Source organism: Actinomadura miaoliensis (assembly GCF_039536785.1).
GTDB lineage: Bacteria > Actinomycetota > Actinomycetes > Streptosporangiales > Streptosporangiaceae > Spirillospora > Spirillospora miaoliensis.
The window spans coordinates 229,317-253,588 of the sequence record NZ_BAAAZG010000047.1 but is presented as its reverse complement, the minus strand read 5'-3'; the positions used below and the strand labels follow the sequence as shown (position 1 = coordinate 253,588).

General features: G+C 73.4%; 26 protein-coding genes. 15 read left to right on the top strand and 11 right to left on the bottom strand.

Annotation, left to right across the window (positions count from 1 at the left end; translation table 11 throughout):
* Nucleotides 1-11 precede the first annotated feature (11 nt).
* Nucleotides 12-551, bottom strand: coding sequence for a hypothetical protein (locus tag ABD811_RS30455; protein WP_344954643.1), 540 nt, complete (start codon nucleotides 549-551; stop codon nucleotides 12-14).
* Nucleotides 552-837: 286 nt separating this feature from the next.
* Here ABD811_RS30455 and ABD811_RS30450 point away from each other — a divergent pair, with 286 nt between their 5' ends.
* The 3 genes from ABD811_RS30450 to ABD811_RS30440 all read left to right on the top strand — a co-directional run bounded on the left by ABD811_RS30450 (nucleotide 838) and on the right by ABD811_RS30440 (nucleotide 3,609).
* Nucleotides 838-1,359: a SigE family RNA polymerase sigma factor gene (locus ABD811_RS30450; RefSeq protein ID WP_344954642.1), complete on the top strand. Its 522-nt coding sequence runs from the start codon at nucleotides 838-840 to the stop codon at nucleotides 1,357-1,359.
* Nucleotides 1,349-2,659, top strand: a complete 1,311-nt coding sequence (locus tag ABD811_RS30445) for a TolB-like translocation protein (RefSeq protein ID WP_344954640.1) — start codon at nucleotides 1,349-1,351, stop codon at nucleotides 2,657-2,659. Before ABD811_RS30450 ends, ABD811_RS30445 begins: the two co-directional genes overlap by 11 nt.
* Nucleotides 2,660-2,760: 101 nt before the next feature.
* Entirely contained in the window at nucleotides 2,761-3,609 is an 849-nt protein-coding gene (locus tag ABD811_RS30440; protein WP_344954639.1) for an alpha/beta fold hydrolase, read from the top strand.
* A 29-nt stretch (nucleotides 3,610-3,638) separates the two neighbouring features.
* On the opposite strand, the gene ABD811_RS30435 is transcribed toward ABD811_RS30440, so the two are convergent.
* A complete protein-coding gene (locus tag ABD811_RS30435) occupies nucleotides 3,639-4,439 on the bottom strand; it encodes an ArsR/SmtB family transcription factor (RefSeq protein WP_344954638.1) in 801 nt (266 codons plus the stop codon).
* 120 nt (nucleotides 4,440-4,559) lie between these two features.
* Between ABD811_RS30435 and ABD811_RS30430 the strand changes: the two genes are divergently transcribed.
* The gene (locus tag ABD811_RS30430; protein WP_344954635.1) at nucleotides 4,560-5,300 is read left to right on the top strand and encodes a Clp protease N-terminal domain-containing protein; all 741 of its coding nucleotides are present in this window, start codon (nucleotides 4,560-4,562) and stop codon (nucleotides 5,298-5,300) included.
* Between the two features lie 5 nt (nucleotides 5,301-5,305).
* On the opposite strand, the gene ABD811_RS30425 is transcribed toward ABD811_RS30430, so the two are convergent.
* The 4 genes from ABD811_RS30425 to ABD811_RS30410 form a co-directional block, all read right to left on the bottom strand.
* Nucleotides 5,306-8,446, bottom strand: a complete 3,141-nt coding sequence (locus ABD811_RS30425) for a hypothetical protein (RefSeq protein WP_344954633.1) — start codon at nucleotides 8,444-8,446, stop codon at nucleotides 5,306-5,308.
* Nucleotides 8,447-8,847: 401 nt separating this feature from the next.
* Nucleotides 8,848-9,051 (bottom strand): PspC domain-containing protein, encoded by a 204-nt coding sequence (locus tag ABD811_RS30420; protein ID WP_344954631.1) that lies wholly within the window; start codon nucleotides 9,049-9,051, stop codon nucleotides 8,848-8,850.
* Between the two features lie 169 nt (nucleotides 9,052-9,220).
* Nucleotides 9,221-9,883 (bottom strand): HAD family hydrolase, encoded by a 663-nt coding sequence (locus tag ABD811_RS30415; protein ID WP_344954629.1) that lies wholly within the window; start codon nucleotides 9,881-9,883, stop codon nucleotides 9,221-9,223.
* A complete protein-coding gene (locus ABD811_RS30410) occupies nucleotides 9,880-10,530 on the bottom strand; it encodes an MBL fold metallo-hydrolase (protein ID WP_344954627.1) in 651 nt (216 codons plus the stop codon). Before ABD811_RS30410 ends, ABD811_RS30415 begins: the two co-directional genes overlap by 4 nt.
* Before the next feature lie 154 nt (nucleotides 10,531-10,684).
* Between ABD811_RS30410 and ABD811_RS30405 the strand changes: the two genes are divergently transcribed.
* Entirely contained in the window at nucleotides 10,685-11,752 is a 1,068-nt protein-coding gene (locus ABD811_RS30405) for a phosphotransferase family protein (RefSeq protein ID WP_344954625.1), read from the top strand.
* Nucleotides 11,749-12,864 (top strand): Rv3169 family protein, encoded by a 1,116-nt coding sequence (locus ABD811_RS30400; RefSeq protein ID WP_344954623.1) that lies wholly within the window; start codon nucleotides 11,749-11,751, stop codon nucleotides 12,862-12,864. Before ABD811_RS30405 ends, ABD811_RS30400 begins: the two co-directional genes overlap by 4 nt.
* A 4-nt stretch (nucleotides 12,865-12,868) precedes the next feature.
* Here the strand turns inward: ABD811_RS30400 and ABD811_RS30395 are convergent, their stop codons facing one another.
* The 5 genes from ABD811_RS30395 to ABD811_RS30375 all read right to left on the bottom strand — a co-directional run bounded on the left by ABD811_RS30395 (nucleotide 12,869) and on the right by ABD811_RS30375 (nucleotide 16,326).
* Nucleotides 12,869-13,000, bottom strand: a complete 132-nt coding sequence (locus ABD811_RS30395; RefSeq protein WP_344954621.1) for a hypothetical protein — start codon at nucleotides 12,998-13,000, stop codon at nucleotides 12,869-12,871.
* 186 nt (nucleotides 13,001-13,186) lie between these two features.
* Nucleotides 13,187-13,474, bottom strand: coding sequence for a Fe-S cluster assembly protein HesB (locus tag ABD811_RS30390; protein ID WP_344954619.1), 288 nt, complete (start codon nucleotides 13,472-13,474; stop codon nucleotides 13,187-13,189).
* 122 nt (nucleotides 13,475-13,596) lie between these two features.
* Nucleotides 13,597-14,553: an LLM class F420-dependent oxidoreductase gene (locus ABD811_RS30385; protein ID WP_344954617.1), complete on the bottom strand. Its 957-nt coding sequence runs from the start codon at nucleotides 14,551-14,553 to the stop codon at nucleotides 13,597-13,599.
* Nucleotides 14,554-14,592: 39 nt separating this feature from the next.
* Entirely contained in the window at nucleotides 14,593-15,360 is a 768-nt protein-coding gene (locus tag ABD811_RS30380) for an SDR family oxidoreductase (protein WP_344954615.1), read from the bottom strand.
* A 93-nt stretch (nucleotides 15,361-15,453) separates the two neighbouring features.
* The gene (locus tag ABD811_RS30375) at nucleotides 15,454-16,326 is read right to left on the bottom strand and encodes a LysR family transcriptional regulator (protein ID WP_344954613.1); all 873 of its coding nucleotides are present in this window, start codon (nucleotides 16,324-16,326) and stop codon (nucleotides 15,454-15,456) included.
* Nucleotides 16,327-16,405: 79 nt separating this feature from the next.
* Here ABD811_RS30375 and ABD811_RS30370 point away from each other — a divergent pair, with 79 nt between their 5' ends.
* The 9 genes from ABD811_RS30370 (at nucleotide 16,406) to ABD811_RS30330 (ending at nucleotide 24,241) form a co-directional block, all read left to right on the top strand.
* Complete coding sequence (locus tag ABD811_RS30370) at nucleotides 16,406-17,644, top strand: MFS transporter (RefSeq protein WP_344954611.1); 1,239 nt, start codon at nucleotides 16,406-16,408, stop codon at nucleotides 17,642-17,644.
* Complete coding sequence (locus tag ABD811_RS30365) at nucleotides 17,641-18,108, top strand: Zn-ribbon domain-containing OB-fold protein (protein WP_344954609.1); 468 nt, start codon at nucleotides 17,641-17,643, stop codon at nucleotides 18,106-18,108. The genes ABD811_RS30370 and ABD811_RS30365 overlap by 4 nt, the downstream gene beginning before the upstream one ends.
* A complete protein-coding gene (locus ABD811_RS30360; RefSeq protein ID WP_344954607.1) occupies nucleotides 18,105-19,295 on the top strand; it encodes a lipid-transfer protein in 1,191 nt (396 codons plus the stop codon). The genes ABD811_RS30365 and ABD811_RS30360 overlap by 4 nt, the downstream gene beginning before the upstream one ends.
* Before the next feature lie 90 nt (nucleotides 19,296-19,385).
* The gene (locus tag ABD811_RS30355; RefSeq protein ID WP_344954605.1) at nucleotides 19,386-20,060 is read left to right on the top strand and encodes a TetR/AcrR family transcriptional regulator; all 675 of its coding nucleotides are present in this window, start codon (nucleotides 19,386-19,388) and stop codon (nucleotides 20,058-20,060) included.
* A 110-nt stretch (nucleotides 20,061-20,170) separates the two neighbouring features.
* The gene (locus ABD811_RS30350; protein WP_344954603.1) at nucleotides 20,171-20,635 is read left to right on the top strand and encodes a PPOX class F420-dependent oxidoreductase; all 465 of its coding nucleotides are present in this window, start codon (nucleotides 20,171-20,173) and stop codon (nucleotides 20,633-20,635) included.
* A gap of 378 nt (nucleotides 20,636-21,013) precedes the next feature.
* Nucleotides 21,014-21,706, top strand: a complete 693-nt coding sequence (locus tag ABD811_RS30345) for a hypothetical protein (protein WP_344954601.1) — start codon at nucleotides 21,014-21,016, stop codon at nucleotides 21,704-21,706.
* 162 nt (nucleotides 21,707-21,868) lie between these two features.
* Nucleotides 21,869-22,639 (top strand): hypothetical protein, encoded by a 771-nt coding sequence (locus tag ABD811_RS30340; protein ID WP_344954599.1) that lies wholly within the window; start codon nucleotides 21,869-21,871, stop codon nucleotides 22,637-22,639.
* A 112-nt stretch (nucleotides 22,640-22,751) separates the two neighbouring features.
* On the top strand, nucleotides 22,752-23,636 hold the full coding sequence (locus tag ABD811_RS30335) for a hypothetical protein (RefSeq protein ID WP_344954597.1): 885 nt from the start codon (nucleotides 22,752-22,754) through the stop codon (nucleotides 23,634-23,636).
* A 140-nt stretch (nucleotides 23,637-23,776) separates the two neighbouring features.
* The gene (locus tag ABD811_RS30330) at nucleotides 23,777-24,241 is read left to right on the top strand and encodes a hypothetical protein (protein ID WP_344954595.1); all 465 of its coding nucleotides are present in this window, start codon (nucleotides 23,777-23,779) and stop codon (nucleotides 24,239-24,241) included.
* The last annotated feature ends 31 nt before the right edge of the window (nucleotides 24,242-24,272 follow it).

Below are 24,272 nucleotides of genomic sequence, written 5' to 3'. Positions count from 1 at the left end.
CCTGGCCGTGCTCAGAGGGTGCGGGGGCCGGGGCGGCAGCCGCGTTCGGCGAGCCAGCGCCGGGCCCGACCGCGCCGCCGGTCCTCGTCGCGGTCGCCGCCCGGCTCGCCCCACAGCGCCAGCCACCGTTCGGGCTCGTACTCCAGGCTGTCGGTGAACGACGCGCCGGCCTCGTCGGCGGGGACGACGTCGCCGGTGCGCAGGTCGACCGCGTGCGGACCGGGGTCGTCCAGCGCGGCGGCCAGCGCGCCGAGGTCGACCGGCACCCGCGTCAGCTCCGGGCCGCGCGGCGCCCCGAGCGCGGCCGACAGCTCGTCCGCCAGCTCGGCGTCGCCGGGAAGGTCGCGGCCGTCCAGTTCCTCCAGGCACTTGCGGGCCATCGCCTCGGCGCCGGACACGTCCTGTTCGAGGGCGGCGACCAGGACGTCCCCGGCGTACTGCAGCACCGGGCCGAGCGGCCGGGCCCGCAGGACGTCCATGCCCGCGGCGCCGTCCCAGCGGTACGCCGCCGCGCGCAACCGCGCCAGCGACGGCTCGTCCCATCCCGTCACAGTCCGTTTCTACAGGGGGGACGCGACGTCCTGTACAGGAAACGCCACTTCTGCGGACACTCGTGCCGCCCACGGCATCGGCGCCCTCGCCGGCCGTCCTCAGGACGGCTCCTGTGCGGCTTGCAGGCCGGCAGAGGTTCCTCACGCGGCTCCCTCCCCTTGGTCCACTCCCCGACCGTTCTCGGGGGGCCGGAATCCGAACATCCCTGGTCATCCCGTGGCCGGCCGGCGGATGCAACAGATTCGCGGGCCTGCGGCGTCCCGGTGATGACAGAAGGGATGGCCTGTGGATGATGACGACGCATTGACCTACGAGCGGTTCGTCACCGACCGCGCCTCGACGCTCCTCCGCTACGGCTATGTGCTGACCGGCAACGCGCACGACGCGGCCGATCTCGTGCAGGAGGGGTTGATCCGGCTGCGCGCCGCGTGGCCGCGTGTCGTCAGGAAGGACGACCCGGAGGGCTACACGCGGACGATCATGGCGCGGAAGCACATCAGCATGTGGCGGCGGCGCAGGCGCGAGCACCTCGTCCGCGAGGTGCCCGAGCGTGACCACGTGGACAGGGGACTGGAGCAGGCGGAACGCGACCCCCGGTTGTGGCGGGCCCTGGCGGCGCTGCCGAAGCGGCAACGCGCCGTGCTCGTCCTGCGCTACTACGAAGACCTGCCGGACGAGGAGATAGCCAAGGTGCTCGGCATCTCGCGGGGGACGGTGCGCAGCCAGGCCGCCCGCGCTCTCGACAAGCTCCGGGCGGACTGGCGTCCCGCACCGACCCCGACGATGGGAGCCCACCATGACCGATGACCTTCAGCAGGCCCTGAGGAACACGCTCAGGGCCGCCTCGCTGGACGCCCCGGACGCGGCACCGGAACTGCTCGACCGGGTGGTGAGGCGCGGGCGGGCGCGCAGGCGCAACCGGGCCATGGTGCCCGTGGCGGCGGCGATCACCACGGCGATGGCGGTGACCGCGGGGACCTCGTTCGTCGCCGACACCGGGCCGGGGGCCGGAGCGTTCTCGGGACGGAACGCGGGCGCCCTGCCGCCGAGGACCGTCCCATCGCCCGTGCCGGTCCCGAAGGCGGCGATCCTGACCGTGCCGGACACGCTGCCCGACGGCCGCGCGTACAACCCCGAAGTGGCGCTGGACGACGGATCGCTGCTGGTCTCGACGTCGTCCAGGGACGATGTGCCCGACCGGTTGTGGCGGTACGACCCCCGGACACGCCAGGCCACCAAGGTCACGGATGTCCCGAAGCCGGCCGGACCGCCGGAGATCACTAGCGACTTCGCCGTCGGCGACGGTCAGGTCGTGTGGGCGAACGGAGCCAAGCCGGGCGGCCGGTCGGCGACCGAGATATGGGCCGCGCCGCTGCGCGGCGGAAAGGCCCGCAGGGTCCTGTCGATGGACGCCGCGTCGAAGGAGGCGCAGGTCGGGCAACTGGTGGTCGGCGGCGGCAAGCTCCGCTGGAGCCTCTCCCCTGCCGGCGCCGACGCGGCGGCCGACGTCCGAGGCGGCGCCGACGGTGACCGGCAGTCCGCGGTGTACGAGGCGCCGCTCGCCGGTGGCAGCGCGCGGATGATCCCCGGAACCGAGGGGTACCGCATCCTCTCCTGGCCCTGGATCGGCACACCGGGCACCACCAAGGGGCAGGCCGGCGAGACCGACTTCAAGGAGTTGCGCAACCTCGAGACGGGGCAGACCCGAAGCATCCAGCCCCCCAAGGCTCCGAACACCTGGACATGTTGGATCAGCTGGTGCCTGGGGGGACCGCCCATCGGCGTCACACTCGACCGCGTTCCCGACACCCGCATCCTTCCGTTGGCCGGGGGCACCGGCCGCGCGCTGCCGGCCGACAAGCTGCCCGTCACCGGGCTGCCGGTGATGTACGACCGATTCATCAATCGAACGCTCCACAACAAGCACGAAGCGGTCTATGACCTGGCGACGGGGAAGTTGTTCGACCTCGGCCCCGGCCACGAGGGTGATGTCCCGCAGACCATTCCGAGCGCACGGCAGAACGGCTCCGGCTCGGTCCTCGACCGGTACCTCATCAGGACGATCAAGGGATCGTTCCAGATCGTGGACCTGGCCGCGATCGGCTGATCCCCCAGCCGGTGGTCGTGCCCGGAGCGCGGCCACCGGCCTCGGCCGGCGTCCTTTCTCGGGATGCGCGGGACGGGGCGGCTGGGGCAGCATTGTCGATCATGCGTGTGACTATCACCGGACCGGACCGGCTGGGCACGATCGAGCTTCCCGGCGGGCGCGTGCTCGGCTGGGCCGAGCGGGGGGCATCCGACGGCGCGCCGGTGCTGCTGTGCGGGGGCGCCGGGTGGAGCAGGTGGCTGGGGTTCGACGCGCCGGGCGTGCGGCTGGTGACGGTCGACCGGCCGGGGCTCGGCGCGTCCGATCCGTGCCCCGGCCGCACGCTGCTGGACTGGGCGGACGACGTGGCGCACCTGGTCGCCGAGCTCGGGCTGGACGCGCCGCGCGTGGTGGGCTTCTCGCAGGGCGCGCCGTTCGCGCTGGCGTGCGCCGTCCGCGGCGTCGCGGCGGCGGCCACGGTCGTGTCCGGCGGCGACGAGCTGGCGCATCCGGTGTTCGCCGACCGCCTGCCGCCGGACATCCGCGGGCTGGTCGAGCTGGTGGCATCCGACCCGGCCGCCGCCGAGGCCGAGTTCGCCGCGTTCGGCGACCCCGACACGATGTGGCGGATGAGCATCGAGGGCAGCCCGGCCGTCGACCGCGACGTGTACCTGCGGCCCGACTTCGAGTCGGCGTTCCGGCGGGCGCTGTCGGAGGGGTTCGCGCAGGGCGCGGGCGGCTACGCGCGCGACACGGTGCTGCACATGTCGCGCTGGCCGTTCGACGTGGCGGACATCGCCGTCCCCGTCGACCTGTGGTACGGCGGCCAGGACACCAACCCCACGCACTCCCCCGACTTCGGCGCGACGCTGGCCGGGCGCATCCCGGGGGCGCGCCGCCACTTCCTTCCCGAGGCGGGCGGCGCGCTCCTGTGGACGCACGCCGACCAGATCGTGCGGGGCGATCGGTAGCCTTCCCCCCGCGCGGGGCCGCGGGTCTCCTAGTGCTGGGGGACCGCGGGGACCTCGCCGGTCTCCAGCAGGGTCTTGAGAAGGGCCACCACGCCCGGCCAGCCCTCGCTGATCATCGCGCGCATGGTGCTGTCGGGTCCGAAGCCGTCGTGCACGACGGTCAGCTTCACCATCTCCTCCCCGAAGGGCTCGATCTCGAAGGTGACCTTCGAGCGCGGCTCCGCGACCAGCTTGGCGAACACGTCGTCGCCGATCCCGGCGGCCTGCGCCCACTCGGGCGTGAAGGTGTGCCAGGTGTAGGCGAGCCGCCGGTAGGGCTCGGCCTCGAGGACCACCTGCTCGGAGTCGACGGTCTTGCGCCCGTCCTCGTCCAGCCAGGCCATGGTGGAGCCCGGCTTCCAGTCCGTCTCGAACTCGATGTTCCAGTAGCGGCGGGTGAAGGCGGGGTCGGTCAGGGCCTGCCAGAGCCGTTCGGGCGTGGTCTTGATGTAGGTCGTGTAGACGAACGGGTTGTCGGTCATCGGGGCGGCCTCCAATGCGGTCTTCAGGTCGGCCAGGGCACGGGCGCGTTCGCGGTCGTAGCGGCCGATCCAGCGTTCGGCGATGTCGTTGATGGGCGCGGCGTTCAGGTAGTGCAGCTTCTCCCGGCCGCGGCGCATCGTGGTGACGAGCCAGGCCGCCTCCAGCACCGCCAGGTGCTTGGTCACGGCCTGCCGGGTCATGTCCAGGTCGGCGCACAGCTCGCGCAGGCTCTGGCCGTTACGGCTGTTGAGGCTGTCCAGAAGCCGGCGGCGGCTGGCGTCGGCGAGCGCTTTGAATATCGCGTCCATCGTCCTCACCTGGGATAGCAACCTTCTGGTTGCCTGTCGCCACCATAGGCAACCAGAAGGTTGCCTGTCAATCGTCAACTCAGGGTTGACGAGCAGGGATCGTCAACCTACGGTTGACGCATGGAACAACTCCCCGTACGGCTGGACGACCTGATCGACGTCGTCGTCATCGCGTCCCCCGACGAGGCCGGGCCGCTGGAGCACCTGGCCACGGCCATGCTGCTGTCCGAACGGCTCGGCGAGCTGGCCGACCACCTCATCGGGCACTTCGTCGACCAGGCGCGCCGGTCCGGCGCGTCCTGGACGGAGATCGGCCGCAGCATGGGCGTCAGCAAGCAGGCCGCGCAGAAGCGCTTCGTGCCCAGGCCCGGCGCCGAGCCCGGCCCGCCGGAGAGCGGCATCGGCGCGCGGCTGACCCCGCGCACCCGCCACGTCCTGGAGCAGGCGCAGGAGGAGGCCCGGCAGGCCGGGCACGACCAGGTGGACGGCACGCACATCGTTCTGGGCCTGCTGCACGAACCCGAGGCGCTGGCCGCCAAGGCGATCGAGGCGCAGGGCGTGTCGCTCGACGCGGTGCGCACGGCCGCCCGCGCCGCGCTGCCCCCGTCCACCGGCACCGCCGTCACCGGCGACGTCCCGTTCGGCGTCGCGGGCAAGCGGGTGCGCAACCTGACCGTCCGGGAGGCGCTGCGGCTCGGCCACAACTACATCGGCACCGAGCACATCCTGCTGGCCCTGCTCAGCGACGAGGAGGCGGGCGGGCGGCTGCTGGCCGGCCTGGGCGTCACCAAGCCCGCCGCCGAACAGTGGATCACCGACACGCTCGCCGAGATCGTGCGCGCGCGGGAAGCGGGCTCCTGAGCCCCTCAGCCTCCGCCGCGCTCCCCGGACGAGCCGCGGTGGACGTCCAGGGCGAAGCGGAGGCGGGCTTCGACGAGGTCGTGCTCGTCCGGCGGGCACGCGAGCCGGGCACGGGCGACGGTGACGAGCTGGTCGTCGGTGAGGTCCGGGTCGTGCCGGGCGATGCGGCCGATCAGGTCCACCAGTTCCCCGCGCTTGTAGGTGGCGATGGAACGCCCCGAGCGCGCCCCCGGCACGGCCGGTGGTGACGCCGGGGGCGGGCGGTCGCCCAGGGCGCCGAGCAGGACGGCGAAGAGGGGCGCGGTGGGGCTGATCACCTCTCGCAGATCGGACGGGATGTCCTCGGGGGCGGGCGGCGCGCCGTCGGGCATGGGCAGCGGCGGGCCGCTCTCCCCCACCAGGATGACGCGGGGCGCCTGCCACAGCAGGAACAGCGCCTCGGCCCCGGCGCCGTGTTCGCCGTCGATGATGACGACGTCGAACGAGTCGGGGTCGGGCGCGAGCGCGTCCGGGACGTCCCACAGCGGAAGCACCCAGGCCGGCACCAGGTGCGGCCGGGCGAGCGCCGCCCCCCAGGCGCGGGCGGCGAGCAGTTCGGCGTCCAGATCGCGTTGCCGCGCCTCGGCCTCGGCCAGCGCCTGGCGCACCCGGGTCTCCGCCGGGGAACGGGCGTGCTCGGCCAGACGGCCGGACACGTGCGCCCACGTCCACGCCTCGTCCCAGCGCGCGGCCCGTTCCGTCCAGGCGTCGTCGTGGGCGGTGGTCGCGAGCGAGTCGGCCAGGTCGGGGTGGACGGCGCGGACGCGGCCGAGCAGCGCCTCGCACCGCACCTGAAGGTCGCGTTCGCGGCGGGCGCCGGCCAGGTCGCCGAGAGCGCGGGCGTAGGCGTCGGCGTCGCGGTCGTCGAGGGCGGCCAGGGCGGCGCGCAGCTCGGGCGGGTCGTCCTCGCCCCTGGGGATGGAGTCGCGCAGCGCGGTCAGGTCGGCGGTGGCGCGTCCCGCGTCCACGCCCAGCAGGGCGCTGCGCAGGCCGGTCAGGTACTCGTGCCACAGCCGCGGCTGGTGCAGGGGGACGTCCAGGCCCGCGCCGTCCAGCAACGCGCCGGTCTCCTCCAGTGCGGGCAGGGCCGCGCGGACGCGCGCCAGCCGGTCGTGGGCGCGGCGGAACCGGGCCAGGCGCTCGTGCGGAGGCGCGTCGGCGGGGAACCGGGCCCCGGTCGCCTCCCACGCCTGCTGCAGCTCCCGGCACGCCATGAGAGCTTCCAGGTGCGCGCACAGCACGGCCAGCCGGTCGGGCGTGGTGGGCGGCCGGCCGTCCACGCGGGCGCCCGACAGCAGCGGCTCGGCGCGGCGTTGCGGGGCCGGGCGCAGCGGGCCGCGTTTGAGGGTGCCGCCGTCGGCCAGGTAGCCGCGCAGGCCCTCCGCCGCGTCCGCCAGTTCGCGCGGGTCGCCCGGTGGCAGCAGGACGCGGCGTCCGGTGGTGGGCGCGGCGGCGCGGGCGGCCTCCTCGGCCCGCGCGGCGAGCGCGGCGACACGCGCCCACGCGCTGGTACGGCGCCGGGCGAGAGCGTCGGTGAACGCGCGGACGGCCTGGTCGCTCGCGTCCCAGTCGTCCGGGTCCTCGCTCAGGCCCAGGTCGCGCAGCGTCGCGGTGACCGCCGTCGCGCACGCGTCGAGGCGGGCGAGGGCGGCGACGTCGACGTCGCGCAGCCGCCGTGACAGGACGGTCTCGGCCTCCTCCGCGTGCGCCCGGGCCTTCGCCTCCTCGTCGATGAGCGTCCGCACGTAGGCGGGGCTGGGCAGCGTGCCGGGATCGACGTCGCGTTGCGCGGGACGGGCCCGCCGCGCGGGCGTCTCACCGGCGAGCAGCCGGACCAGCTCGGCCGCCTCGGCGGCGGTGAGCGGCGGCGTCCCGGGCAGGCCGGGACGGGGCGGCAGCCAGGAGTGGTCGGCCGCCTCGGCCGCGATCCGCCGTTCCACCTCCGCGCGGGTGCCCCGGTATCCGGGGGCGAGGTCGCAGCGGTCGGCGGCCAGCGTGACGGCGAGACGTTCACGCAGCTCGGCGACGGCGCGGGCGGCGTCGTCGCGGCGCCGTTCGAGGTCGGCGACGTGCCGCCGGTGGCGGGACGGGTCGTGTCCGGCGGCGCGGGCGGCCAGGGCCTCGGCGACCCGGTCGCCGTCACCGGCCCCCGCGCACAGCCCGGCGACGCCGGAGGGCAGGCCGGCGAGCAGCCGCCGCGCGGCCTGTGCGTCCGCGCAGGCCACCAGCACGCGCCGGCCGCGCACCAGCAGCCCGGCGAGCAGGTCGGCGACGGTGCCCGGTCCGCGTTCGGGGACGTGCATCAGCGGCCTGCCGCCGAGCGAGGGGTCCAGGAGGCGGGCGAGGCCGCGGGACGTCGTGCCCTGCGCGAGGAGCCGCTCGTAGTGGTCGGCGAGGGCGGCGCGGCCGGGTGGACGGATCACCAGCGCGGGCGCGAGCCGCACGCGCGGCTCCGGCGGGGGCGACGCGGGATCGTCCGGGGGCCAGTCCGCGCGGACGGGCACGCCGCCCTCGAACGCCGCCGCGCCCCACGCGCGCAGCACGTCGCAGACGGACGCGCCCAGCCCGAACCCCTGACCGGCCCGGACGGCGTCGCGCACCCGACCGGCATGCCCGGCGCGGAAGCCCGGCGTCCCGGTGAGCAGTTCGCGGTCGCGCAACGTCGTGGGCCCGGTGAGGACGACGTCGACGCGTTCGGTGCGTTCGTCCACCATGACGCTCACCGGCGTGCTCAGCAGGTGGCCGCGGACGGCCGGACCGCCGCCCGGACGCCAGGACAGCAGCCCCGCCGCCAGCACCACCTCGTGGCCGCCGGACGACAGCTCGGCCAGTTCGCGCAGCGTCCGGTACCAGTGCCGCAGGGCCAGCCAGCCGTCGAACTCCTCCAGCACGGCGGGCGGCGTCAGCGGGATGAACGGCACGCTGAACAGCACGTCGCCCCGCCCGGCGTCGGTCTCGACGTAGACGTCGCCGGGCAGTTCGGCCAGCCAGTGGACGCGCTCGCGCCGGGCGCCCGCGTCGCGGGCGGGCGCGCGCCGCACACGGGCCAGGTCGCGCAGGAACCGCAGCAGCCCGGACGCGTCCGCCGCGCCGCCCCTGGTGTCCACGGCCCTCCCTCCGCCGCGCGCCCCCGCCTGTCCGACGTCCCGATCTAACACTGCGGGACGTCCGGCTCCAAGTGCGGCGAAATGACCTTGAGATCACCCCAAATGACCAGGAGAAAATGACGGCGAATCGAGATCGTCGCGGCCCCCGGCCTGCTAGAAACTCGTATCGATCCCGGTCGCGGAAAGTGTCACGGGGAATCGGGAAACCGGGGAACGCGACGGGATCGAGGGCCGGGCGGCGGCCATGGCACGGGGGAACTCTTCCGCTCGCGCGGAGCCTCGGCGACCCGAACGGGGGCGTCGCCGGGTGGCACCGCGCGGGCCGGGCTCGGACTCCATGGCCGCCGCCCGCCCCGTGGTCCGGGGCGCCCTCCGGGGGCGGCCCGGGCTGCGGGGACGGGTCAGTAGGTGCGGGCGGCGTGCTTGTCCTCGTTGGGCAGCATCACCCACAGGATGAGGTAGACGACGAACTGGGGGCCGGGCAGCACGCACGACAGCAGTGCCAGCAGCCGGACCGTCCCGGGGCTCATTCCGAACCGGCGGGCGAGCCCGGCGCACACTCCGCCGATCATCCGTCCGTGGCGAGGGCGGTGAAGACCTTCCATTGTCCTTTTCGTCCCTGTCGATCGAACCGTGCCTGTGCGGCCGGGTGCCCCGCCGTCTGCGGGTCACGTTCACCACGCTACGAACGGGGAGTCCCGGTCCGGATCGGCCGAACGGCCTGTCCTCGCCCCCTACCCACGGACTAGGGGATGACCCTTACGGGACGACGATTCAGCCGCCGCCGTCATTCCGTGCGGCGACGAGACCGGGGAGGGACGCCAGGTCGTCCAGGACGAACTGGCAGCGGCGCAGCGCGTCGTCGTCGCGCTGGATGTGGCCCCACGGACCGCGCCGCAGGAAGGCGACCCGCATGCCGTGGGCGAGCGCGGGCCGAACGTCGTTGTCGATCCTGTCCCCCACGTACAGCACGTGTGCGGGCGGCACACCGGCGTGTTCCGCGCACCGGGCGAAGAACTCCTGGGAGGGCTTCTCCACGCCCCACACGGCGGAGATGCCCACCACGTCCGCCTCCAGCCCCAGGGCGGCGAACTGCTCGGCGGCCTCGGCGGGCTGGTTGCCCGCGACGCCCACGTACAGCCCCTGCGCGCGCAACGCGGACAGGCACGCGCGCGCGTCGGGGTAGAGGTCGTCGGGGCCGAACCCGTTGGGCACCCCCGCCTCGGCCCGCTTCTTCTCCTCCACGGCCAGGTCGAACCCGGGACGGAAGTAGGCGAACAGGTCGGCGTAGTCGCCGCCGGTGGCCAGCACCGCGCCGAGCTTGGTCAGGAACGTGTGCCTGGGCACGCCCAGCCAGTCGGCCCAGCGGCCGTAGATCTCACCCTCGTTGATGAGGGTCTCGCCGATGTCGAAGAAGACCGCCTGGATGGGCTTCACGACGAGCCGAGTTCCACGGACTCGCCGGGGGTGAGGCGGCGGAAGTCCTTGCCCGCCTCCTTGCCGGCGGTGGTGACGTGGTTCATCATCACGTTCAGGCCGAAGTCGTTGAGCAGCCCGTCGTGCACGACGAACGCCCGCTCGGGCCGTACCTCGCGGACGTAGGAGTACATCTCCGGCACCTTCAGCCAGGGCGCGTTGCCGGGCAGGCACAGGGTCGGCACGGGCTCGCCGGGGACGGTCAGCGCGTCCCCCGGGTGGAAGACCTCGCCGTCGACGAGGAAGCCGACGTTGGGGATGGGCGGGACGTCCGGGTGCAGGATCTCGTGGTCCTCCCCGTAGACGTGCACGTCGAAGCCCGCCACCGTCACCGCGTCGCCGTGCCCCACCTCGTGCACGCGGCCGCCCAGGTCGGCCAGGCTCCGGGCGACGACGCGGGACGTCCACACCTCCAGGGACGGGTCGTCGGCGAGGGCCTTGCGCAGCCGGTCGGCGTCGAAGTGGTCGGGGTGCTCGTGGGTGATCAGGACCGCGTCGGCGCCCGCCAGGGCGTCGGCCTCCGGGGTGAACGCCCCGGGGTCGATGACGAGGGTCCGGTCGTCCTTCTGGATCCGCACGCAGGCGTGTCCGAACTTGGTGAGACGCATTGCCACATTTTTTCACGCCGGGTCGCGCCGCCGCCCGGCCGTCCCCCGGCACGTCGGGGCCGGGTCGCCGCCCGCCGTCCACCCGCCATTGACCCGCCCGCCACCCGTTGATAGAACACGTTTCAATTTGGGATGCGGCCGCGAGGAGGCAGCGATGCCCGTGCCCGAACAGCGCGATCCCGAGATCACCCGCCGCGCCCTGGCCGGCTGGCTGGACCGGCACCTGCCCGGCGTGCGGATCCCCCGGATGGACACGCCCGGCACGAGCGGCTTCTCCAACGAGACGCTGATCTTCGAGGCGGTGTGGCCGGGGGAGGACGGCGCCGGGCGCCGGGAGGCGCTGGTCGCCCGGGTCGCCCCGATCAACTACCAGGTCTTCCCCGAACCGCGGTTCGCCGACGAGTACCGGCTGATGCGGATCCTGGACGCGCACACCGACATCCCGGTGCCGCCCATCCGCTGGTACGAGCCGTCCGCCGAACCGCTGGGCGCCCCGTTCTACGTGATGGGACGGGCGGAGGGCCGCGTCCCCACCGACATGCCCCCGTACCACATGGACGGCTGGGTGACCGAGGTGCCGCCCGGGGAGCGGGCGGCGATGTGGTGGTCCACCCTGGAGATCCTCGCCCGCGTCCACCGGCTCGACGTGGACGCCCTGGGGCTCGACTTCGTGGACCGTCCCGAGTGGGGCGCCACCGGCCTGCAACAGCGCCTCAACTACTACGAGCACTACATGCGCTGGGCGTACGACGGGCCGCAGGAGGTCGCGCAGCGCGCGCTCGGGTGGCTGCGGGCCAACCGGCCGGACGAGCCGGACCCGCCCGTACTGCTGTGGGGGGACGCGCGCATCGGCAACGTCGTCTTCGACGACGGGGAGCCGCGCGCCGTCCTTGACTGGGAGACCGCGACGCTGGGGGCGCCCGAGGAGGACCTGGCGTGGTTCATGTTCCTGGACCGCCACCACAGCGACGGCATAGGCGTGCCCCGCCTCCCCGGTTTCCCCTCCTACGCCGAGACCGTGGCGCGCTACGAGGAACTGCTCGGCCGTCCCGTGCGCGACCTTGCCTATTACGAGGTGCTGTCCGGCTTCAAGTTCGCCGTCATCATGGCCCGGGTCGGCCAGGCGATGATCGACTTCGGCTGGATCGAGCACGAGAACACGTTCCCGTACGACAACAACTGCACCCGGCTGCTCGACCGGATCCTGGGAGGATCCCGATGACGCTCTCCCCGCTCGACGACTACCCGGTGCACCAGGCCCCGGAGGTCATGCGGCACGTCACCACCTCCGACCGCAACTTCTATGACCGGTACTACTTCAACGTCCACGCCTGCTCGGACGAGCTGATGATGCTGATCGGGATGGGGCAGTACCCGAACCTGGGGGTCACCGACGCGTTCGCGGTCGTCCGCCGCGGCCCCCTGCACCGGGTGGTGCGGGCGTCCCGCGAACTGGGCGCCGACCGCATGGACACCGCGGTCGGGCCGTTCCGCGTGGAGGTGATCGAGGGGCTGAGGCGGCTGCGGGTGGCGCTCGACGACGGCGGGCACGGGCTGGCGTTCGACCTGACCTGGGAGGGGACGGTCCCGGCGACCCTGGAGCCGCCGCACTACCTGCGCTGGCAGGAACGGGTGGTGTTCGACTCGCGGCGGCTGGCGCAGACCGGGCGGTGGAGGGGCTGGATCGACGTCGGCGGCGACCGCGTCGAGGTGACGCCCGACCGCTGGTGGGGCTCGCGGGACCGCTCCTGGGGCATCCGGCCCGTGGGCGAGCCCGAGCCGCCCGGCATCCAGGTCAAGAACTCCGGCACCTTCTACTGGCTGTACGCGCCGATCCAGTTCGAGGACCACGCGGTGCTGTGCATCGTCCAGGAGGACGAGAAGGGCCGCCGCGTCCTGGAGGAGGCCGTACGGGTGTGGCCGGAGGGGTCGGGGCGCGAGGAGGAGTTCCTGGGACGGCCCGAGTACCGCCCGTCGTACGCGCCGGGCACGCGGGACGTGGTGACCGCGACGCTGGCGTTCGCCCCGCCCGGCGGGAAGGCGTTCGAGATCCGCGCGACTCCGCTGCTGCCCGTGCATTTGATGGTGGGCACCGGGTACGGGCTGGAGCCCGACTGGAAGCACGGCATGTACCAGGGGCCGGAGCTGAAGGTGCAGGGCGTCTCGTACGACACGCGCGACCCGGAGGACGCGGCGCGCATGTGGGGCATGGTCGACGCGGTGGCGCGCTACGAGTACCTGGACGGCTCGGCCCCGACGCCCGCGCACACCGGGTACGGCCTGTTCGAGTACTGGGCGCTGGGCCCGCACCCGTCGTTCGGCCCCGGCGCCTGAACGCTCAGGTGAGGGCGGCGACGAACGCGCCGATCGCCAGCCCGAACGCGACCAAGGTGAGCAGGAGGAACGCGGCGATGACCGCGCAGGCCAGGCCGCGCGGCTGGTCGCGCCACGATGACCTGTTCCGGCTCACCCGGCCAGTGTCGCAGAAGAAGGCAGGGGAGGGCGGAAGACAGACGCCGGGGCGCCGTCCGGCCGTGACCGGACCGGCGCCCCGGCGTGCACTCCGCCGGTTTCCTGGTCGAGCGGGGTGGGACCAGGACGACGCGCCGCCGCACCACCGACGGCGTCCCCGGCGGGCCCCCCTGGGACGGAGTGGTCAGGCGGACGCCTGGGCGAGGGTGAACGCCACCTCGCCCTGAGCGTCCACCTGCGCGTCCAGGGTCTTGTCGTCCAGCAGCTGCGCCACGTCGGGTTCCAGGTAGACCCGGGCGCCCTCCTCCTCGACGATCTGGTCGCCCTCCTCGGGGGCGGGCGCGACGGACAGGCGCAGGGCGTCCGAGCCGTCGACACCGGACTCGATGCGGATCCCGGTTTCCGGCGGCAGTTCGGGGTCGGCGGTCACGGTGCGGATGACCTGGACGGCCCCACTGGTCAGCGTGAGCACGATGGGCTCCTCACGTCTCGTTTTCTGGCCAGGCAGGTCGGCGGGACAGGCCCCGCGAACCTGTTCGCCCCACCCTCCCCGGTCACCCCCCGCCGTAAACGTCGCCCCGCCGAAATATCCGGTCAGGCGCCGGGGGCCAGCGCGCGCGCCGCCTCGGCGGGCGACAGCCCGCCGCCGGGGACGACCGCCACGATGGGCGTGGTCAGCCCGTTGTCGACGTACTCGCGGATCCGCTCGCGGCACGCCTCGGGCGGGCCGTGCACGATCAGGTCGTCCACCACCTCGTCCGGGATCAGCTCCAGGGCCTTCTTGCGGTCGCCCGCCGCCCACGCCTCGTTCATGGGCGCCAGGGCCTCGCCGCGTCCCAGCCACTCGTGGAACGCCCGGTAGACCGGGACGGTCATGTACGCGGCGATCATCCAGCGGCCGACGCTCCGGGCCTCGTCGGCGTCGGCGGTGGGGCAGACGAACAGCCGGGCGATCAGCTCCGGCTCGTCGCCGAGCACGCCGCGCACCGTCCGCACGTCCTTGGGCGCCAGCCAGTTGGTGATGGCGCCGTCGGCCTCGCGGGCGGCCAGCCGCAGCATGCCGGGACGCAGCGCGGCCAGCACGATCGGCGGCGGGGTGCCGGGGGCCTTCTCCAGCCGGAAACCCTTGATGGAAAACGTGGCGTAGTCCTCGGTGACCTTCTCGCCCGCCAGCGCGCGGCGCAGGAAGCGCAGCGTGTCGCGGACCCGCTTGTACGGCTCGTCGAACGCGATGCCGTTCCAGCGGTGCACGATCGCCTCGGACGAGGTGCCGATGCCCAGCACGAACCGTCCGGGCGCCAGGTCGGCGAGGGTGGCGGCGTGCTGGGCCAGCAGCGCGGGGCCGCGCGTGTAGGCCGGCACGATCGCCGGGCCCAGGCGCAGCCGCGGCGCCCACTGCGAGGCCAGCGCCAGCGGGGTGAACGCGTCGGCTCCGTTGGTCTCGGCGGACCAGGCGTCGGTGTAGCCGAGGTCGGCGAGCCCGGCGACGATCTCGCGGTGCTCGGCCAGCGGCACCCCGGTCATCGGGATGGTCAGGCCCCAGCGGGACATGCGCGTCTCCTTTCGGGCGGTTCCGGCGTGTCGGCGGGGTCAGGCGATGGAGGGGCGGATGCTGGACCCGCCGTCGACGACGATGGTCTGGCCGGTCATCCAGGAGGCGGTGTCGCCCGCCAGGAACACCGCGGCGCTGGCGATGTCCTCGGGCTCGCCGATCCGGCCGAGCGGCATGTACTTGCTGATCTGCTCCTCGTTGTTCTCCCACAGCGCGCGGGCCAGATGCGTCTTGACCAGGCCGGGCGCGATGCAGTTGACCCGGACCTTCGGCGCCAGCTCCATGGCGAACTGCCGGCTGAGGTGGATCACGGCGGCCTTGGTGGCGTTGTAGTAGCCGATGCCGTGCTCGGTGACCAGGCCGCCGACCGAGGCGATGTTGACGATCGCCCCGCCGCGCGCGCTCATCGACCGCTTCCAGACCAGGCCGGTCCACTGGACGATCGAGAACTGGTTGACCTGCACGGTCTTGTCGGCGCGGGCCTGGTCGATGTCGACCATGGGGCCGAAGTAGGGGTTGGTGCCGGCGTTGTTGACCAGCACGTCCACGGCGCCGAACTCGGCGACGGCCGCGTCGACGCAGGCGGCGGCCTGGTCGGCGTCGCCCACGTGCGCGGCCTTGGCCAGCACGCCCACGCCGGGGTGCGCCGCCCTGATCTCCTCGGCCACCGCGTCCAGCGCGTCCTGCTTGCGCGAGGACAGCACGACGTTGGCGCCCTCGGCGGCCAGCGCGGTCGCGATGGCCTTGCCGATGCCCCGGGACGCCCCGGTGACCAGGGCGGTCTTTCCCTCCAGTCCGGTCCGCATGCGCACTCCTCGTTGCTCGGTGACGGACGATCGCCGTAGCGGCCGAATCCGACTCGGTTTCCTGTCACTGTAGCGAAGTGACTGACGAGTCAGTTAGCCCCGGGGATCGTCCAGGACGAAACGGCGGAACCGCTCCACGACGGGCGGACGGGTCCGCGCCGCCGCCCACGTCAGCCCGATCGTGCGCGTCGCCCCCGGGTCGTCCAGCGGCACGTGCCGCACGCCGGGCGGATCGTCGGCGGGCGGCACGATCGCCACGCCGAGCCCCGCCGCGACCAGGCCCCGCACCGTTCCCAGCTCCTCCGCCTCGACCACGATCTCCGGACGGATCCCGGCCTCGGCGAACAGCTCCTCGGAGATCGTGCGCAGCCCGGCGCCGCGCCGGAGGCCGACCAGCGGTTCGTCCCCCACGTCGGCGACCCGTACCCGCCGCCGCCGGGCCAGCCGGTGCGTCGCGGGCACGGCCAGCCGCAGCCGTTCGGTCACCAGGGGGCCCCATTCGAGTTCGGGGTCGTCGGGACGCGGGCTGGTGATGCCCAGGTCGGAGCGTCCCTCCCGGACGGCGGCGGCCACGAGACCGGCCCGGTCCTGGTGCAGCCGGAACGACACCCCCGGGTGACGCTCGCGGAAACGGCGGATCAGGTCGGGGACGAACGACGGACCCTGGGTGTGCAGGAACGCCAGCGACACCTCGCCGCGGTCCGGATCGGCGGCCTGCGCCAGGGCGCGCCGCGCGGCCTCCTCCTCGGCCACCAGCCGCCGCGCGTGCTCGGCGAACACCTCCCCGTACCGGCTCAGCACGACGGTGCGGCCCACGCGGTCGAACAGCGGCACGCGCAGCTCGCGCTCCAGGCGGGCGACGGCCCGCGACAACCCCGGCTGGGAGACGCGCAGCTCGGCGGCCGCGTTCGTCACGTGCCCGTGGTCGGCGACGGCCAGGAACCAGCGAACGGTCGTCAGATCCACCCTTCATGCATATCGCGCATGAGTTGGTTTGCAAAGACTCATTGGACGCATCACCGCCGGTCGTCCCACCCTTGAAGGGATGTCTGTTTCCAGCGCCGCCCCCGCCGATCCCGCCCCCGCTCATCCCGCCACCGCCGAACGTCACCGGCTGGGCACGCCGGGCCTGCGCCGCGTCAACCTCGCGCTGTTCGCCGCCGGGCTGTCGACGTTCATGTCGCTGTACTGCGTCCAGGCACTGCTTCCGGACATGTCGCGCGACTTCGGCGTCTCCCCCAGCCGGGCCAGCCTGCTGGTGTCCCTGGCCACGGGCGCGGTGGCGGTCGCGGTCATCCCGGTCAGCTCGCTGTCGGAACGCTTCGGCCGCACCCGCGTCATGCTGGTGTCGTCGGTGGCCGCGACCGTGGTGGGACTGCTGCTGCCGCTGTGCCCGACGTTCGGCGCGCTGGCCGCCGTACGCGCCGTCCAGGGCGTCGCGCTGGCGGGCGTCCCGGCGGTCGCGATGGCCTACCTCGCCGACGAGGTCGACCCGGGCTCGCTGGGCGGGGCGATGGGCCGGTACATCGCCGGCACGTCCCTCGGCGGGCTGCTCGGCCGGGTGATCCCCGGCACGCTCACCGACGCGGTCGGCTGGCGGTGGGCGGTGGCGGCCGTCGCGCTGGTCGTGCTGGCGTCCACCGTGCTGTTCTGGGCGCTGCTGCCGCCGTCGCGGTTCTTCCGCCCGTCCCGCATCGAGCACCGCGCCCTGCTCGACCACCTGGCCAACCGGGACCTGCGCGGGCTCTACCTGATCGCGCTGGTGCTGATGGCGGGCATGGTGACCGTCTACAACTTCCTCACCTACCGGCTGCTGGCCGCCCCGTTCCACCTGCCGCAGGCGGTCGTCGGGCTGATCTCCGTCATGTACGTCGGCGGGTCGATCGGCTCGGCGCGGGCGGGCGGCCTGGCCGACCGGGTCGGGCGCCGTCCCGTGCTGCTCGGGGCGCTGCTGATGACGGCGGCCGGGCTGGCGCTGACGCTGCCGCCGTCCCTGCCGCTGGTCGGCGCCGGCCTGCTGGTGTTCACCGTCGGGTTCTTCGCGGCGCACTCGGTGGCCAGCGGATGGGTCGGCGCCCGCGCCACGACGGCCCGCGCCCAGGCGTCCGCCCTGTACCTGTGCGCGTACTACCTGGGCAGCAGCGTCGGCGGCACGGCCGGCGGGCTGGCCTACGAGCACTCGGGCTGGACGGGCACCGGCGTGTACGTCCTGGCGCTGGTGGCCGTCGCCCTGGTCGTCACCCTTGATTTGAACGGGCGCTTGCTTGTTAAGCTTCGGCGGTGAGCACTGAACAACGGCGTCCGGCCGTCGAGGGCTGGTTCACCACCGGGGGCGCGCCGGACGGGCCGGGCGTCCGGCTGCTCGGCACCCGGTGCACCGCCTGCGGCACCCCCTACTTCCCGCGCAACGACCTGGCCTGCCGCAACCCCGGCTGCGCCGGCCCCAAGGACGGCTCGGAGCTGGAGGAGCACGCGCTGTCGCCGCGCGGGCGGATCTGGTCCTACACCGACGCCCGCTACAAGCCCCCGCCCCCGTACGTCGCGGCCGACCCGTTCCGCCCGTTCGCCATCGCCGCCGTGGAACTGGAGGCCGAACGGATGGTCGTGCTCGGCCAGGTCGTCCCGGACGTCGGGACGGAGGACCTGGCGGTCGGCATGGAGGTCGAGCTCACCGAGGGCGTCCTGTACGAGGACGACGAGACGCAGTACACCGTCTGGATGTGGCGGCCGAGCGGGAGGCGGGCATGAGCGCCGACGTCGCCGTCCTCGGGGCGGGCATGCACCCGTGGGGCAAGTGGGGCCGCGACTTCGTCGAGTACGGCCTGTCCGCGGCGCGCGCCGCGCTCGCCGACGCCGGGCTGGCCTGGCCGGAGATCCAGTATGTGGCCGGGGCCGACACCATCCGCAACGGCTACCCCGGCTTCGTCGCGGGCGCCACCTTCGCCCAGGCGCTCGGCTGGTCGGGCGCGCGCGTCTCCAGCTCGTACGCGGCGTGCGCGTCCGGCGCCCAGGCGATCAACGCCGCCCGCGCGCAGATCCTCGCCGGCCTGTGCGACGTGGCGCTCGTCGTCGGCGCCGACGCCGCCCCCAAGGGCTTCTTCCGGCCGGTCGGCGGCGACCGTCCCGACGACCCCGACTGGCTGCGCTTCCGCCTGCTCGGCGCGTCCAACCCGGTGTACTTCGCCCTGTACGCCCGGCGCCGGATGGCCGTGCACGGCGCCACGCCCGACGACTTCGCCGCCGTCAAGGTCAAGAACGCCCGGCACGGGCTGGCCAACCCCAACGCCCGCTACCGCAAGGAGGTGACCGCCGAGGAGGTCGCCGCCTCCCCCGTGGTCGCCGACCCGCTGCGCCTGCTGGACATCTGCGCCACCAGCGACGGCGGCGCCGCCCTCGTGCTGTCCTCGATGGACTTCGCGCGCTCGCGCGGCGTCACGTCCCCCGTGCGGATCAGCGGCCTGTCGACGGTGACGCCCACCTTCCCCAAGACGGTGCCGGACCTGCCCGACTTCGCCACCGACTCGGCCCTGGCGGTCCCGCCGCCGGACCGGCCCTTCCGCGCGTCCATCGCCCACGCCGCCTACGTGGAGGCGGGCGTCGGCCCCGAGGACCTGTCGCTGGCCGAGGTGTACGACCTGTCCACGGCCCTGGAGCTGGACTGGTACGAGGACATCGGCCTGTGCGAGCCCGGCGGCGCCGAGCACCTGCTGCGCTCGGGCGCCACCGCGCTGGGCGGCCGGGTGCCCGTCAACCCGTCCGGCGGGCTGGCGTGCTTCGGCGAGGCCGTCCCGGCGCAGGCCATCGCGCAGGTGTGCGAGCTGACCTGGCAGCTGCGCGGCCGCGCCGACGGCCGCCAGGTGGACGGCGCCCGCGTGGGCCTGGCCGTCAACCAGGGCCTGTTCGGACACGGCTCGGCCATCATCACCGTCCGCTGAGCCCCGCCGCGGCCCGGCCGGCGTCGGCCCGCCGTCCCGCCGGGCGTGAGAAGATCGCCGGACAGGGCCGGTGCGGGCGTCGGGGGAGACATGACCGAGGCAGAGGGCGGTGCCGGGCGGGCGCGGGACCTGGCCAGGCTGCCCTCCGGACGGCACCGCCTGTCCCGCGACTTCGTCGCCCAGCACCAGACGGCCCGCATCGTCGCGGCCGTCATCGAGGTCACCGGAACGGCCGGCTACGCGCAACTCACCGTCAATTCCATCATCGCCCGCGCCGGAGTTTCCCGGGCCACTTTCTACGTCCATTTCAAGAACAAGGAAGACGCCTTTCTCCGCGCTTATGACGCGACCGTGGAACGGCTGATGGAACACGTCACCGACGCCTACCAGGGCGAGACGGACGCCGACGGCAGGCTGCGCGCGGGCCTGGCCGCCTTCCTGGAGTTCCTGGCCGCCGAACCGCTGGCCGCCCGCACCTGCATCGTGGAGTGCCTGGCCGCCGGCCCGGCCGCGGCGGCCCGCCGGGACGCCGCCAAGCAGGCGTTCGCCCAGGTGGTGGTGGACAACATGCGGGAGCTGTTCCCCCACTACCCCGAGCCGGAGCTCATGGCCGAGACGATCGTCGGCGGCATCTACGAGGTCGCCTACACCCGTATCCGCCGCGGCGAGACCGCCGAACTCCCCCGCCTGCTCACCGGCCTGCTGGCCGCCTTCGCCGTCCCCGACCCCGACCGCTGGGGCCCCGGCGCTGCCCCCGCCCAGTGACCCGCGTCCTCGAAGGACACGAGGCCGGCGGCATCCCCCTTCGACCGGACGGGCACACAATCCGCGCATGCCAACATGAGGCGGACATTCGACTGGAATGGGGGCTCGAAATGGCTCAGATCGCAACCAACACGACCGTGGATCTGGACGAGTTGCTGGAGTTCGTGCGGCCCCGGCACCGGGCGATCCTGCTGACGTCCCGCGGCGAGGGCGGCGTCCAGGGCTCTCCGGTGACGTGCGGCGTCGACGACTCCGGACGCATCGTCGTCTCCACCTACCCCGAGCGCGCCAAGACCCGCAACGCCCGGCGGAACCCGAAGGTGAGCCTGATCGTGCTGAGCGACGACTGGAACGGTCCCTGGGTGCAGGTGGACGGTTCGGCGGAGGTCATCGACGCTCCGGACTCGGTGGAACCGCTGGTCGAGTACTACCGCAACATCGCGGGCGAGCACCCGGACTGGGACGAGTACCGCGCCGCGATGATCAAGCAGGGCAAGTCCATCATCCGCGTCACCCCCGAACGGTGGAGCCCGGTCGCGACCGGCGGCTTCCCCGCCCGCCTCGCCGAGGGGTAACCGTCCGTCCGCAAAGCGCCCCGCGTGCGCGGGCGGGGAGGGGCGGGGTGGGGGGTGGCCGCTTGCGGACAGGCCGGGCACGCGGCGGGGAGAGCAGGCGTGTCCGAAATCGGGCGTGACGAAGGCCACATCAACCTGCGGCGCCGTACGGAACGTGACCTGGTTCACGCCGGACCGTCACCGATAACGCCCGGCCACGAATCCGGATTACTGCCCGAACAAATGGAGCCGCGAACTTACCGGCCAGTAGGGACCGCTTGATAAACACCATCATTCATGATTCTGTCCCAATGCCCCCGATCACCGGGACGGCCGGGGCCCAGACCGTTCCGGAGGTCGTTCTCGTCCCCCATTCCGTCAGCCCGAAGTGAGGCAGGAATGAAAAAGTTCGGCAGACTCGCTCTCCCCACCCTGGGCGCCTCGGCGCTCGTGATCGCGTCCGCCACCGCCGCGCTCGCCTCCGCGACGATCACCACCGCCGACGGCACCCCCTACAGCGGTGACGTGCGCGCCACCAACCTCGGCAACGTCACCCTGACCGGTGTCAGCGCGCTCGGCTCGATCGTCACCACCTGCACCAGCGGCACCCTCGACGCCTACACCAACTCCAACGGCACCGGCGGCTCGCTCAAGACCGTCAACCTGTCCGGCTGCACCAACAACCGGGGCGGCACCACCACGATCACCGCCATCGGCCTGCCCTACACCGGCGGGCAGGTGGACTACGCCCCCGTCTCGAGCGGCCGGGACTCGACGCTGACCATCTTCGCGCCCAACCCCAACGTCCACATCCAGGCCGTGCTGACCCTGCCCACCCTGGGCATCCCGTCGCTGACCTGCCACTACGGCCTGACCACGTCCACCCCCCTGGTGCTGGACCTGTTCAACCGGAACAACCCCAACCGGCCCGTGATCACCAACACCCACGGCCAGGGCAAGCTCGCCGGCCAGTCGCTGCAGCGGCGGACCAGCCCGGCGCCCGACGCCCGCTGCCCCGCCTCGGTCTCCGCCAACGGCAACTTCCAGATCCTCGCGCACCCGAGCGGCGCGGACCTGCAGGTCGGCCCCTGACCGACCACTCGCCCATCCCCGGGACGGACGCGGCACCCGTGACCGCGTCCCGCAACCGACGAGCCGCCCGCGCAGCGGACGCCCCGTGACGGACGGGCCGCCTCACCCCGAGGCGGCCCGTCCCCCTCCCTTCCCTCCCACCCCGAGTCCCGTGGAGCACGCATGAGATCACCCCTCCGGCGCCTGCTGGCGACGGCGTCCGGCCTGCTGCTCGGCGCCGGGCTGGCCGGCGGCGTCCTCGCCCCGCCCGCCGCGGCCGAGGACATCCCCGACTTCAGCTTCGCCGCCTGCCCCGACCTGCCCGAGGGTGCCGACCCGAGCTTCTGGCTGTGCAACGTGGCGATCACCACCGGCGGCACGTTCCAGCTCGGCGGCCTCGACCAGAAGATCACCAAGCCGATCACGCTGACCTACGCCAACGGCTTCGACCCCGTCACCCTGGAGGAGAAGGTCGTCTTCGGGGGGTTCAAGGCCGACCGGATGCTGGTGCAGCCGGGCATCTTCGGCGACCCGTTCCTCACCGCCGTCTACGCCCAGCCGCGCTACGCCGGATCGGTCGGGCTCAAGGACGGCAATCTCCAGCTCAACCTGAAGCTCGGCGTGATCAACCCGCTGCTCGGCAGCAACTGCTCGATCGGCACCGACGGCAACCCGATCAAGCTGAACCTCACCGTGGGCACCACCAACCCGCCGGCGCCCAACAAGCCGATCTCCGGTTCCCCGCCGGAGGTCGTCCAGGACGACCCGCCCGTGCTGAAGACGACCGTGGTCGACAACGCCTTCGCCGTGCCCGGAGCGAGCCAGTGCGGCGCGGGCGGATCGATGAACTGGGCGATCAACCTGTACGCGGGCCTGCCCGCGGCGGCGGGGCACAACGCGGCGATCTTCAACCAGTACGTCAGCTCCAAGCCGTACACCGAGCTGCGGCGCTGACACCCAGGTCTCCCCGCTGAACGCACCGGAACCGGCGCGGCCCGTCCGCGCCTGCGGCCCGCACGTCCCGGCTCCCCCCGGGCGTGCGGGCCACGACCCCCTTGGAGCACAGATGACAGGACCGTTCAACCGGCGGCGGGCCGCGGCGGCCGCCGCGGCCGCGATCACCGCGTCGGCGCTGGTGGCGACGGCGCCGCCCGCGAGCGCCGAGGCCGCGCCGATCCCGCCGGAGGTGAACCTGAACGACTGCCCCGCGCTCAGCGAGCTGCCCGAGGGCGCCGACCCGAACTTCTGGCTGTGCAGCGTCGTGGTGATCACCGGCGGTCGGCTCCAGTTCGGCAACATCGACCAGCAGATCGACAAGCCGCTCGCGCTCACCTACGCCAACGGCTTCGACCCGGTCACCCTGGAGCAGAAGTTCGTGTTCCGGCCGCTGAAGGGGGAGCCACTGAAGGTGCCGGGCGGGGTGCTCGGCATCCCCGGCTCCGACGTGCTGCCGTTCCTGGAGCTGCACGCCCAGTCGCAGCTGGCCGGGGACCCGCAGGTCAGCCCGGAGGACGACCCCAACATCGCCTACCGGATGCGGTTGAAGATCAAGAACATCAACCCGCTGCTCGGCGACACCTGCTACGTCGGCTCCGACAAGGACCCGATCACGCTGAATCTCACCTTCGGCACCACCAACCCGCCGGCGCCCAACAAGCCGATCACCGGCCGGGGCATCGAGCCGCACCCCGACGACCCGACCGTGTTCACCTCCACGGTGGTCGACAACGCCTTCAGCGTGCCGAAGTCGACGGGCTGCGGCCCGTGGGGGCTGCTCAACGGCATCGCCGACTTCCGCGCCGGACTGCCCGCCAAGGCGGGCACGAGCACCGCCGTCTTCGAGACGATGGCCAAGTTCCGCGGCTACAGCGAGACGTCGGCCTTCACCAGCCTGGCCAAGCTCCGCGCCGCCCAGTCCAAGATCGAGACGAAGGCCGAGCAGGCCCGCTGACGCGCTCCTCCTCCCCCGCGGTGCTCCCGTCGTCCCCTCCCCCCGGCGGGAGCACCGCCGCGCGCTATGAGTTCCGGCCGCACGCGATGAATTCCGGCCGCACGCGATGAATTCCGGCCGCGCCGATGGTCAGCATGGGCATGACGCACACGACCGCGCTCGCACGCCTCGAACCGCTCGTCGGCCGCTGGACGGTCCGGCCGGACGTCCCCGGCCTCGGCTCCGCCTGGACGGAGTTCACCTGGCAGGACGACGGCGCCTACCTGCGCCAGTACTCCGACATCGACGAGCTCCCGCCCACCGCGCCCCAGGCGTGGCGTGACAACGCCCCGTTCCCCACCACGACGCTCATCGGGCTGGACGACGCCACCGGCGAGTTCACCATGCTGTACGCCGACGGCCGCGGCGTTCACCGCGTCTACCAGATGACGTTCGCCGACGGAGTCTGGCGGATGTGGCGTGCGGCCCCCGGCTTCCACCAGCGCTTCACCGGTGAACTGAACCCGGCCGGTGACACGATCCACGCCCGCTGGGAGTCCTCCGAGGACGGCACGACCTGGACGTCCGACTTCACCGTCACCTACACCCGCATCGACCACGCCTGAACGTCCGCGCCCGGCCCGCCCCGCCGTCCGG

What these genes read in the sequence shown, in the direction of transcription:
- ABD811_RS30440 (WP_344954639.1), top strand. Translation starts at nt 2,761, where the DNA reads ATGCGTGTGACTATCACCGGACCGGACCGGCTGGGCACGATCGAGCTT.
- ABD811_RS30360 (WP_344954607.1), top strand. Translation starts at nt 18,105, where the DNA reads ATGAGCGCCGACGTCGCCGTCCTCGGGGCGGGCATGCACCCGTGGGGC.
- ABD811_RS30400 (WP_344954623.1), top strand. Translation starts at nt 11,749, where the DNA reads ATGACGCTCTCCCCGCTCGACGACTACCCGGTGCACCAGGCCCCGGAG.
- ABD811_RS30345 (WP_344954601.1), top strand. Translation starts at nt 21,014, where the DNA reads ATGAAAAAGTTCGGCAGACTCGCTCTCCCCACCCTGGGCGCCTCGGCG.
- ABD811_RS30355 (WP_344954605.1), top strand. Translation starts at nt 19,386, where the DNA reads ATGACCGAGGCAGAGGGCGGTGCCGGGCGGGCGCGGGACCTGGCCAGG.
- ABD811_RS30370 (WP_344954611.1), top strand. Translation starts at nt 16,406, where the DNA reads ATGTCTGTTTCCAGCGCCGCCCCCGCCGATCCCGCCCCCGCTCATCCC.
- ABD811_RS30340 (WP_344954599.1), top strand. Translation starts at nt 21,869, where the DNA reads ATGAGATCACCCCTCCGGCGCCTGCTGGCGACGGCGTCCGGCCTGCTG.
- ABD811_RS30420 (WP_344954631.1), bottom strand. Translation starts at nt 9,051, where the DNA reads ATGGAAGGTCTTCACCGCCCTCGCCACGGACGGATGATCGGCGGAGTG.
- ABD811_RS30350 (WP_344954603.1), top strand. Translation starts at nt 20,171, where the DNA reads ATGGCTCAGATCGCAACCAACACGACCGTGGATCTGGACGAGTTGCTG.
- ABD811_RS30410 (WP_344954627.1), bottom strand. Translation starts at nt 10,530, where the DNA reads ATGCGTCTCACCAAGTTCGGACACGCCTGCGTGCGGATCCAGAAGGAC.
- ABD811_RS30435 (WP_344954638.1), bottom strand. Translation starts at nt 4,439, where the DNA reads ATGGACGCGATATTCAAAGCGCTCGCCGACGCCAGCCGCCGCCGGCTT.
- ABD811_RS30385 (WP_344954617.1), bottom strand. Translation starts at nt 14,553, where the DNA reads ATGTCCCGCTGGGGCCTGACCATCCCGATGACCGGGGTGCCGCTGGCC.
- ABD811_RS30405 (WP_344954625.1), top strand. Translation starts at nt 10,685, where the DNA reads ATGCCCGTGCCCGAACAGCGCGATCCCGAGATCACCCGCCGCGCCCTG.
- ABD811_RS30445 (WP_344954640.1), top strand. Translation starts at nt 1,349, where the DNA reads ATGACCGATGACCTTCAGCAGGCCCTGAGGAACACGCTCAGGGCCGCC.
- ABD811_RS30380 (WP_344954615.1), bottom strand. Translation starts at nt 15,360, where the DNA reads ATGCGGACCGGACTGGAGGGAAAGACCGCCCTGGTCACCGGGGCGTCC.
- ABD811_RS30330 (WP_344954595.1), top strand. Translation starts at nt 23,777, where the DNA reads ATGACGCACACGACCGCGCTCGCACGCCTCGAACCGCTCGTCGGCCGC.
- ABD811_RS30430 (WP_344954635.1), top strand. Translation starts at nt 4,560, where the DNA reads ATGGAACAACTCCCCGTACGGCTGGACGACCTGATCGACGTCGTCGTC.
- ABD811_RS30335 (WP_344954597.1), top strand. Translation starts at nt 22,752, where the DNA reads ATGACAGGACCGTTCAACCGGCGGCGGGCCGCGGCGGCCGCCGCGGCC.